This is a genomic window from Candidatus Micrarchaeia archaeon, from assembly GCA_041650355.1.
Classification (GTDB): Archaea; Micrarchaeota; Micrarchaeia; order Anstonellales; family Bilamarchaeaceae; genus JAHJBR01.
On record JBAZLI010000050.1, the window covers coordinates 1 to 7,352 of the forward strand.

Here is a 7,352-nt window from a genome sequence, read left to right on the forward strand (position 1 = left end):
TACCTGGGGAGGAAGTCGGGACTGCCGAGGGGGATTTGATAGGGCTTTACCTGAGCGAGCCGATTGCGAGGAAAACGCCGTTTCTGGAGACGCTGGACAGGATACATGGGCAGGGGGGGTTGAGCTACCTGCCGCATATGTACGATAGTACGAGGCACGGAGTTTCCAGGAAGGAGCTGGCTGAAAAAGTGGATATAATAGAAGTGTTCAACCCGAGATGCGTATTCGGCTGGCAGAACGAGAAGGCGCTCGCATTCGCTAAAGAGCACGGGAAGGCGAGGGGCGCGGGCGGGGATTCGCATTTCGTGATGGAGATAGGGGACGCGTACGTGGACGCCCCGGAAGGAGACGTTTCCGAACCAAAAGGTTTGCTCAAGGCGCTTGCCAAGGGAAAAGTGGTGGGCAAAAAACCCAAAGTGAGCCTTCGCGGTGCGACAACTGCGGTGTCGCTGGCAAAGAGGATTCTCAAATTCTGATTATTCTTGTTAGAGCCATTCGCCTATTTTTTTCTGGGAGTTTTTTTCCACCATGCCCTTTTCCAGGCTGTCTAGGACGCGGTCCACGCGCTCTTCGGAGAAATCGTGCCTTCCCACTAGGAGTTCGGTCAGTCCCTGCCGGTCAATCCTGCCGAGTTTCACCGGAGGAGGCTCGCTCACCGGCGGGTTCATGAAGAAATCTAGTATGGCTTCGGTGTTTTCCTCGAATTCGTAATTGTATTTTGATTTTACGCGGCTTTTTATCCCTGCTAGAGAGGCGTTCTCGCGGACGATTTTGAGGGCTGTTTTCGGGCCGACGCCTTTGACGCCCTGGTTGAAGTCGGTGCCGGACAGGATGCCTATGAGAACAAGGCCCTCTCGGCTGAGCCCGAGCGAGGAGAGGACTTCGCTAAGGGTTATTTCCTCGGGCTCCACGAGCACGAATCGGTTCTGGCGCGGGACTTTCCTCTTGCCGGTTATGGAGAGGTTGCGCACCAGCCTGGGCGCTCCGAAAAGCAGGGAATCGTAATCCTGGGACGCTGAAGCGTAGACTGCGCCGGTCATCGCCATGTGCGCTGCCTGGGCTTCGCCCTCGCTGGGCGCCTGGACGCACGGTATTCCTAGTGCGGAAAGAAGCTCCCTGGATTCCGAAACCATAGCGGGAGTGAGCCGGCTGGTTGCCTGGGCAAAGCGCTTGGCTTCCTCGAGCCTGCCGTAATCGAGCGCTTCGCGCCATTTGGCTTCGGCTTCTTTTTTCACCTCTTTGCGCCTGGCTATCTCGGCGGCCTTGAAGGAAGGCGGTTCGCCGTCGAACACGTAAACCGGCTTTATTCCGTTCTCCAGAAGGCGGGCGTTGCGGTAAAAAAGGCCTGAAAGATGCCCTGTCGGGTTTCCCTTGAAATCCGCGAGCGGCGTGCCGTCCTCCTGGCGTATCGAGGCGAGGAACTGGTAGAGGATGTTGAATGCGTCGAATGCGACTGTCTTCCCACCCAGCGCCGCGAGATTGGTCGGATGGCGCTGGACCAGGTCGCTTATATTCACGCCCATGGGCTCACTTCTTCGCCTTTTTTTCCATGCTGTCCATCTCGGCCATGTCCAAGAGCGTGAGCTCCTTCTTGCCATGGATTGCAGCGGATTCGGAAGTAATGGAAGTGGTGGTTTCCACCAATTTTATTTTGAGGAACTTCTCGAGCTTGCGCGCGAGCGGGAGGCTCGGGAGCGTGGTCTGGCGCTCCACGTGCTCCAGGTAGTTCGCTTTTTCAGCTATCTTCATCCCTAGTTCCTCTAAGCTGAGCCCGAGCTTCATGCGCGCTGCGCGGATTATTTTCCCGTAATCGTCTACTATCTCTTCCTCGCTGCGGGGCCGCTGCTGGACCGCGGTGGGAATCGGCGAGTCAGAATCGAAGAAATACAGCACTTTCCCGCCGCGGGAGCAGCCCTGGCAGGAATTCATCTTGGCACCCTCCAGGTAAACAAGGCACACCGCCTCCCTTTTTCCGCATATCTCGCATTCCATGTGCTCACCGCGCCGCGCAGGCCAACATAACCAGTATAATTATATAAAGCTCCTCATCCTTTTATCCCTTATGTTTGATTTGGTTATTATATTCGCTATCGGCGTCGGGCTCCTCGCGGCCATAGTGGGGCTGCAGATGCACGTGGTCCTCAAATTCCTGATTGCGATTGTCGCGATGTTCACCATAAGCAAGATTCTGTCCAAGAGGCTCGGAATCAAAGACGATTTGGGCATGTTGATGATAAAGAGCCAGGCAGGGGTGGAGCTGATAAGGAAGGCCGCGGGAAGGGAATGGCTGTGGAAGCTGTTCGCCGACCTCGGGACCGTGATTGCGTACGGGGCGCTCTCCTACTTCATAATCAAGAGGCCGCCCAAGGAAAGGGCGGCTGTGCTTTTCGCTGGACTGGTGTTCGTGAGCGCTATTTCCATTTTTGTAGCGCCTACTGCGTTCCAGTTCCTGCTCACACTGATCGGAGGGGGCGAAGGGATTGCCTCGAAGGCAGGCGGCGGCAACAATCTGCTAAGCTACGCGTCCACCGTGCTTCTGTACCTGGGGGGATTGGCGCTGGTCGCGCTTTCGAGCCTTTTGATTTACGCGTACGTGGTGGCTTCAGCGGTCATAGGCACCGTGTTTTTCGGGACCGGGGCGCTTGCAGGGACTGCGCCTGGCGCTACGCTCATACTGCCAGGGATAAACATACCGCTGGTGGAGGGAATCGTGGCGCTCGCGCTCATACTTGCAGTGCATGAAGGCGCGCACGCGATACTTTCAGTTATTGCAAAGGTGCGCATACTTTCCTCCGGAGTGGTGCTCATGGGCGTGGTGCCCATAGGCGCTTTCGTGGAGCCGGACGAGGAGGCGCTCCAGAAAACATCGGCGGAAAAACAGACCAGGGTGCTGGTCGCGGGCAGTTCGGCGAATTTCTTCGCGGCGATTGCACTGTTCATGGTTTTCGTGGCATTCCTGTTCGCGGCCGCGCCATACAGGGAAATCGGGATACTGCTGGTAGGGGGAAACCACAGCGGGGAGGTTGTCTACACGATAAACGGCCAGCCTGCCGCGGCTTTCCTCAATGCGACTAACGTGAGCGTTAATCAGACGCTGGTTTTTGAAGGGAGTAAGGGAAGCTTCGAATTGACGCTCAAGGACAGCGGAGGACTGCGGTATTATGATTTGGCCTCCAGCTTCCTGATGGCGCATTACGCGAGCCCCTGGCTCATGTTTATTTACAACCTGCTCGGGCTGGCGTTCTCGCTCAATGTGGTGGTGGGGATGGTTAATTTGCTCCCGATACCGCTTTTTGACGGCTACAGGTTATTGGAAGTGAACGTGCAGCAGAAGAAAGTGGTTGCTGTAATTTCCTGGATTGCCATAATTGCGTTCCTGGTGAACTTCCTTCCGTGGATAGTCTAATGCACCGCCCCTCACCAAAGCGCAAGAATGCAAAGGATTAAACATTCAGACGCGAATTTATTGCGGTGGTCCGATGGCTAATTCTTTCGAGTATCAGGGCGTGCGCATAACCTGGTTCGGCCACTCGAGCTTTCTTATTGAGTACGGCCCTGAGAGCGTATATGTAGACAATTACGTGCTGCCTAGTATTATAGAGAAGAAAGCGACTATAGTGATACATACGCACGGGCATTACGACCATTGCGCGGACTGCGCGAAGATAGCTGATGCGAAGACGGTTTATGCGGGAATGTGCAGGCATGCGCGCGATTTGATAGGGAACACGCTCAAAATACGGGATGTGAAAATCGAGTTCGTGGACGCGTACAACAACGGCAAGCCGTTCCACCACAAGAACTCGGGTTGCGGAGTGGTACTGGATTTGGGCGGGACGAGGATTTACCACGCAGGGGACACTGATTTCATAGCGGAGATGAGGCGGTACAGGTGCGATGTCGCGCTTCTGCCCATAGGTGGAACGGCAACGATGGACGAGAAGGAGGCGGTTGAGGCTGTGAAGGTCCTGGGGCCGAAAATAGCGATACCGATGCATTACAATTATGTTCCGATGACCAAGGCGGACCCGACTTTTTTCAGGAAGCTGGTGGAGCAGAACGCGCCGCGCACCAGGGTCGTAGTGCTGGACGCTGTTTCATGATTGAGAGGGGAGGTTGTTAAGGGGGGAGCTAATTTTGGAATATGCCCCTTAAACTAAAATCCTCTTGATTTGTAGACGTCTATCATGAGCACGTACAGGGTCGGATATAGCGAAACCAGCACGAAAAGGTCGAGCACCGGAATCACCAGGGACACCACGACGAACGCGTACATCAAGTAGAGCGCAGACACTGGGAGCAGGTTCTTGACCAGGAAGCGGAGGTTGTTCTTCAGCGAAGTGAATGCTGAGAGGTTTTTCACCGCGGCCGCGATGTAGGAGAACGTGAATACGAATCGTATCACCAGTGCCATCATCACCCCGAGGATGACTAGAAGCATTCCGGGAAATCCGAGCGGGTCGAGCTTGAGGAGCACTATGAGCGCGACTACCGGGACGTTGGCGAGCATTATGAAGAAGGCGTTGACCAGGAATATGAAGAAGAATTTGGGGCCTGATGAAACGGCGTAGCGCAGGAAATCGCGCATGTGTATCGCCCCTGACTCGGCGTTCAGCAGGCTCTTTATCATGGCGCCTTTGAATGCGGCCCAGCAGTAGGAGACGAAGGCTGCGCAGGCGAGGAACGCGAAGCCCATTATGGGCATGCCGAACCTGTCCATTATCCCTGCGTAGGAAAGCAGTGTTGAAAGGCAGAGGAGGAGCGCGAGCGCGGAAAATCCAGCTATCGCGAAAAGGAAGAACCTGAGGAACATCGCGTACAGGAACGGGGTCGGGTCCCCCGCGTACTCCTTGAGTGCCGTTATAACTGGTTCGTATGCCGCCATAACCATCACGTCGCCATCTCGCTGCCGGTCGTTTTTAATACCAGGGAAAACTATTAAAATGATGCTATGGGTTTTTCGAGGGCGTGCATTTCCCTGGCGGGCAGGGAAGAACAGGAGAATCCCAAATGGTTTAAAACTGTGCGGGAGAATTTGCAAACAGGGTGGTATCATGAAGATTATAGTAGGCGATGCGCCGGCATTCAAGTCCTCGGTTGACGCGATAACGAGCCTGGTGGAGGAAGGAGTTTTCGAAATAAGCAAGAGCGGGCTTTACCTGAAGGCGATGGACCCGTCCCAGATATCCATGGTTTCGTTCGCGATGCCCAAGGAGGCGTTCGTGGAATTCAGCGTTGAGGAGGAGAGGAAGATAGGGCTGGACATAGGCCAGCTCTCGAGCGTACTTGCGAGGGGAGGGCGCGGGGACAGGGTGGAGCTCGGCGCCGAGGACGGAAGGTTCGTGATACGGTTCATAGGGGAAAAGAAGAAGAGGACCTTCAAGATTCCGATTCTGGACATAGGGGAAGGGATGCAGAAGGAGCCCAAAATCGAGTTCAACAACCTGGTGAGGATAAACGCGGACGCGTTCAGGGAAGTGCTCAAGGACGCAAAATTGGTGAGTTCGCACATAAGGCTTGCGCTCAGCCCGGGCGCTTTCATCGCTGAAGTGAAGGGCGACAGCGGCGACGTGCACGAGGAGTTCGAAAAAGACAGCAACGAGATTGCCGAGATAAAGGCCACAGGGAGCATGAAGGCGACGTTCCCACTCCAGTATCTCGAGGACATAACCAAGGCGAGCCCGAGCAGCGAAGTGATAACCGTGCATATAGAGACGGACAGGCCGCTCAAGATAGAGTATAAGATTGGCGGCGCAAGCGTGAAATACTACCTGGCGCCGAGGATAGAGAGCGACTGACTGCGCTTATTTTGCTGATTTTCTGGAATAGAGGATGCACGCGGAAACGATGAGGAGAAGGAATGCCGGCTGGCAGAGCGGATTTCCTGAATCCCTGCCAGATGCCATGGAGAATGAGATGGATTGGTCGCATTGCGTGCCCTGGGCCTGTGCGCGGTAGGGTATTGTGTAGGCAAAACCGTCTCCTAATTCGGACGTGTCGAGCGGGTAGGCGAATGTGCGGGACTGCGCAGGGCCGATGGAGAGGACGCGCATGTCCTGGCCGTACGTGCTTGGGGCGGACGTGAAACGGTAGGTGAGCAATAGATTTTTACTGCTGGGGTTGGACAGGTTCATTGAGAGGCGGCCGGACTGAGGCTCGTAAGTGGGTTCGATTTTGGCCAGCGCATCGAAATCCCTGTAGGAGAGCACTTCTGCTGAAAAGCTGGTGTCCATGGAAACTGCGCCCGGATTGCAACCTGAAACCCCAGGTTGGTGGGAGCACGTGAACGAAAGGGAATCCGCAACGTCGTCCGGGGAGTTGGTCCAGTAGTATGAGATTATGCGCTCTGCGGAGAGCGGGCCGGCTTCCCCGAACGTGGGGTCCATGGGCACGTTTTCCCCTATGTCAGCTTCGAGCCACGCGTGGGGCTGGAACGTGCCGTTCTGCATCGCGTAGCCGGAAACCATACGGTGCTGGATGCAGAGCGAGTCCAGGAAAGCAGCGGCAATGGAAGCGTAGTGGGTGCATACGCCGGTGCGGGAAGCGAGCACTTCCTCAGGAGTAGCGGGTTTTCCCATGTACGCGATGTCGTATGTGAGGTTGTTGTACACCCATTCGGTTATGGCGGCCAGGGTGGGAAGGAGCGTTGGCGAGGAAAGGGAGGATGCGATGGAGGATATTTTGATGGGTTGGGGGGATTGGCAGGGGAGAAGCGCAGGGTCGGACTGGAATTCCTGCGGATAATGCACCTCCACCAGCGCGCGGGCATAAATCACGGTGCGGTTTGCGGCCGGGCCGCTGTAATGCACGGTGAGGGTTTCGCCTTCCTGCCCAAGCTGCGCGTTGGACTGTATTGAAAGCACGCGCTGGAATGAGTTGTTGGCTATGAAGAAGCCGGTGAGGTTCAGGTCCTGGACTTGTGTAATGTCTGCATCCATCGTCCAGGTCTTGGAAACCGTTATGTTGGCATAGCCGGAAGCTGAGCACGAGAAGTGGAGGAGCAATATTAGAAATAGGTGGAGCGGAATGAGGCGTGGATTCATGTGCGCAACCTTTGCATGTGCTCTACACGCTTCTGCACAAGGGCGCGGGTGCCCACGTCCCTCCTGTGCCAGAGCGGGCCTGAAACGCATGCGGCAGCCTCTTCTGCTTTTTCCTCTGCTTCTGGAAGGGAGGCTCCAGTGCCCACCACTGCGACTGCGCGGGAGCTGGTCGTGTATGTTTTGCCCTCCTTTTCGTACACCGAGGCGAAATAGTATTTGGCGCCTGAATCCCATATCTTCTTCTCGTTCACGGATATCTCGGAATCCTGGACGGGCTTTTCAGGGTAGCCGGTTGGAACCAGGTATTTG

9 protein-coding genes are annotated in these 7,352 nt (G+C 55.6%); 4 read left to right on the top strand and 5 right to left on the bottom strand.

Annotated features, from left to right (window positions below; all coding sequences use genetic code 11):
• The coding region (locus WC488_03885) for a PHP domain-containing protein (GenBank protein ID MFA5077539.1) at positions 1-476 on the top strand (476 nt) is incomplete at its 5' end.
• Between the two features lie 9 nt (positions 477-485).
• Here WC488_03885 and fen read toward each other — a convergent pair.
• On the bottom strand, positions 486-1,523 hold the full coding sequence (gene fen / locus WC488_03890) for a flap endonuclease-1 (protein MFA5077540.1): 1,038 nt from the start codon (positions 1,521-1,523) through the stop codon (positions 486-488).
• 4 nt (positions 1,524-1,527) lie between these two features.
• Positions 1,528-1,992 carry a multiprotein-bridging factor 1 family protein gene (locus tag WC488_03895; GenBank protein ID MFA5077541.1) on the bottom strand — a complete coding sequence of 155 codons (465 nt, stop codon included), beginning with the start codon at positions 1,990-1,992 and terminating at the stop codon, positions 1,528-1,530.
• 70 nt (positions 1,993-2,062) lie between these two features.
• On the opposite strand from WC488_03895, the gene WC488_03900 reads away from it, so the two are divergent.
• Together WC488_03900 and WC488_03905 are read left to right on the top strand one after the other, a co-directional pair.
• On the top strand, positions 2,063-3,406 hold the full coding sequence (locus WC488_03900) for a site-2 protease family protein (GenBank protein MFA5077542.1): 1,344 nt from the start codon (positions 2,063-2,065) through the stop codon (positions 3,404-3,406).
• 73 nt (positions 3,407-3,479) lie between these two features.
• Positions 3,480-4,103 carry an MBL fold metallo-hydrolase gene (locus WC488_03905; protein ID MFA5077543.1) on the top strand — a complete coding sequence of 208 codons (624 nt, stop codon included), beginning with the start codon at positions 3,480-3,482 and terminating at the stop codon, positions 4,101-4,103.
• 53 nt (positions 4,104-4,156) lie between these two features.
• Here the strand turns inward: WC488_03905 and WC488_03910 are convergent, their stop codons facing one another.
• Positions 4,157-4,885, bottom strand: a complete 729-nt coding sequence (locus WC488_03910) for a hypothetical protein (protein ID MFA5077544.1) — start codon at positions 4,883-4,885, stop codon at positions 4,157-4,159.
• Positions 4,886-5,054: 169 nt separating this feature from the next.
• Between WC488_03910 and pcn the strand changes: the two genes are divergently transcribed.
• Complete coding sequence (gene pcn / locus WC488_03915) at positions 5,055-5,798, top strand: proliferating cell nuclear antigen (pcna) (protein MFA5077545.1); 744 nt, start codon at positions 5,055-5,057, stop codon at positions 5,796-5,798.
• Positions 5,799-5,804: 6 nt separating this feature from the next.
• Here the strand turns inward: pcn and WC488_03920 are convergent, their stop codons facing one another.
• On the bottom strand, positions 5,805-7,043 hold the full coding sequence (locus tag WC488_03920; protein MFA5077546.1) for a transglutaminase-like domain-containing protein: 1,239 nt from the start codon (positions 7,041-7,043) through the stop codon (positions 5,805-5,807).
• On the bottom strand, positions 7,040-7,352 hold a 313-nt coding region (locus tag WC488_03925), incomplete at its 5' end, for a phosphoribosylglycinamide synthetase C domain-containing protein (GenBank protein MFA5077547.1). The genes WC488_03925 and WC488_03920, both read right to left, overlap by 4 nt.

What these genes read in the sequence shown, in the direction of transcription:
- WC488_03900 (MFA5077542.1), top strand. Translation starts at nt 2,063, where the DNA reads ATGTTTGATTTGGTTATTATATTCGCTATCGGCGTCGGGCTCCTCGCG.
- fen (MFA5077540.1), bottom strand. Translation starts at nt 1,523, where the DNA reads ATGGGCGTGAATATAAGCGACCTGGTCCAGCGCCATCCGACCAATCTC.
- WC488_03905 (MFA5077543.1), top strand. Translation starts at nt 3,480, where the DNA reads ATGGCTAATTCTTTCGAGTATCAGGGCGTGCGCATAACCTGGTTCGGC.
- WC488_03920 (MFA5077546.1), bottom strand. Translation starts at nt 7,043, where the DNA reads ATGAATCCACGCCTCATTCCGCTCCACCTATTTCTAATATTGCTCCTC.
- WC488_03910 (MFA5077544.1), bottom strand. Translation starts at nt 4,885, where the DNA reads ATGGCGGCATACGAACCAGTTATAACGGCACTCAAGGAGTACGCGGGG.
- WC488_03895 (MFA5077541.1), bottom strand. Translation starts at nt 1,992, where the DNA reads ATGGAATGCGAGATATGCGGAAAAAGGGAGGCGGTGTGCCTTGTTTAC.
- pcn (MFA5077545.1), top strand. Translation starts at nt 5,055, where the DNA reads ATGAAGATTATAGTAGGCGATGCGCCGGCATTCAAGTCCTCGGTTGAC.